Here is a 1,361-nt window from a genome sequence, read left to right as displayed (position 1 = left end):
GACGCTCACGCCGGAGCAGGTTGCGCGGCTGGACGCAGCGAGCCAGGAAACGCCGATCTATCCCTACTGGCACCAGAAGGGCTTCGATGAGCGCAATCCGAAGCCAACCGTATGGTGACTCAGCAGTTCTAGCTCCAGCGTGAGGAAACGAGATTTGGCCTTGAAGGACTGTTTCGAGCCGGGAAGGAGCCTGTTTCAGCGCTATAAGCCGGTCTGCCCGTTGGGCTCGGAACCGGTCGTTTTTGATGGCAGAGGTGGCGTCGGGGCGGCCCTTAGCCGAAGGTGCTGGTCGGTCCGAAAGCAGGCCTCACGCGGAGGCGGTCTCACACTGGGCGCGCTGCTGCTGCGGTTCAGCCCGCCCGTGGCGAAGCCGAAGCGAGCGCCAGTTCCATAAAGTCCATCCGCGGAGCCCCTCGCGGATTGGGCATTATGGGACCGAGGGTCACCGTCGCACCCAAGCCCTGTTGAGAACCCAGCCGGTCGTTCTGATGCCGCCGTCGTGATTGGTCCATGGCAGGCGCCAGATGACCTCGCCGAACCGCAACCCGAAGCGGCTGAGCGGGCCGTTGCTCCAGTCCTTGCGATGCCCCCAGTAGCGGTACGGTGCCGGGACGCGGTTCCACCAAAACACCACCACGCGGTCGCCGCGGGGACCACCGCACATCATGCCAATCCAGCGCAGCATCAGCTTCACGCCACGCGCTCCACGCCTACGGCCTACGCTTCACCTCTGCAGTTCGTCATCGAACTTGAGGGCACAGCGCTGGACCAACGCCCCTTCCGGGCTGCGCACCTGAACAGTCGTCCCGCCCCGCTCCAGGTAGGCAACCGAGAACGCATCCGGCGGGCTGAACAAGGCCGACATGGACGTTTGCACCGACTTCCGCGCTGCTGCAGTGGCCGCCGCGAAGTACGCGCCCCCCTCCGCCCTGTAGGGTTCGCCATAGCGGTGCAGCCCGTACGCGCCGACAGCGATGGGCAGCATGGCCAGGAGGGTCCTGCGCACTTTGCGTCGGCGCGCGGGCTTGGTCACGGCGCAGTGCGGGCAGCTTCTCGCGTCGCTCAGGATCGGCTGCCAGTACCTCCTACACCTCAGAAGATGGCCCGCCATGAGCGGCTCTCCCGAACGCCTGTCCGCGCTCCCGATCCTGCCGCATCTGCACCGCCGTGCAGTCATCCTGCGGCGCGTGCCGGCGGACGAACGGCAAGCCGGCTTCTGCTCAGTCAGCCGGACTGGAGCACGCCGACCAGTCCTTTAGCCACTTATACCAACCAGCGGTGAGGGAGACTCACGGGGTTTATCCCGTGCGGCAGCCGTGATTCGATGAGGCGAACCGGGAGGGTTCGCCATGTCCGCTGCC

Annotated in this window: 2 protein-coding genes and 1 pseudogene; 1 reads left to right on the top strand and 2 read right to left on the bottom strand. The window is 65.9% G+C overall.

The features are described from left to right. Positions 1-118: pseudogene (locus WDW90_RS37125) on the top strand (aldo/keto reductase); the annotation flags it as partial. Between the two features lie 324 nt (positions 119-442). Here WDW90_RS37125 and WDW90_RS37120 read toward each other — a convergent pair. Together WDW90_RS37120 and WDW90_RS37115 are read right to left on the bottom strand one after the other, a co-directional pair. Beyond that, positions 443-694 (bottom strand): hypothetical protein, encoded by a 252-nt coding sequence (locus WDW90_RS37120; protein WP_336492726.1) that lies wholly within the window; start codon positions 692-694, stop codon positions 443-445. Between the two features lie 30 nt (positions 695-724). After that, positions 725-985 (bottom strand): hypothetical protein, encoded by a 261-nt coding sequence (locus WDW90_RS37115; protein ID WP_336492725.1) that lies wholly within the window; start codon positions 983-985, stop codon positions 725-727. Positions 986-1,361: the final 376 nt, after the last annotated feature.

Origin of the sequence: Methylobacterium nigriterrae, from assembly GCF_037106235.1 — a bacterium.
Classification (GTDB): domain Bacteria; phylum Pseudomonadota; class Alphaproteobacteria; order Rhizobiales; family Beijerinckiaceae; genus Methylobacterium; species Methylobacterium nigriterrae.
Note: the sequence above shows the minus strand (reverse complement) of the source record. Positions and strands in the feature narration are given on the sequence as shown.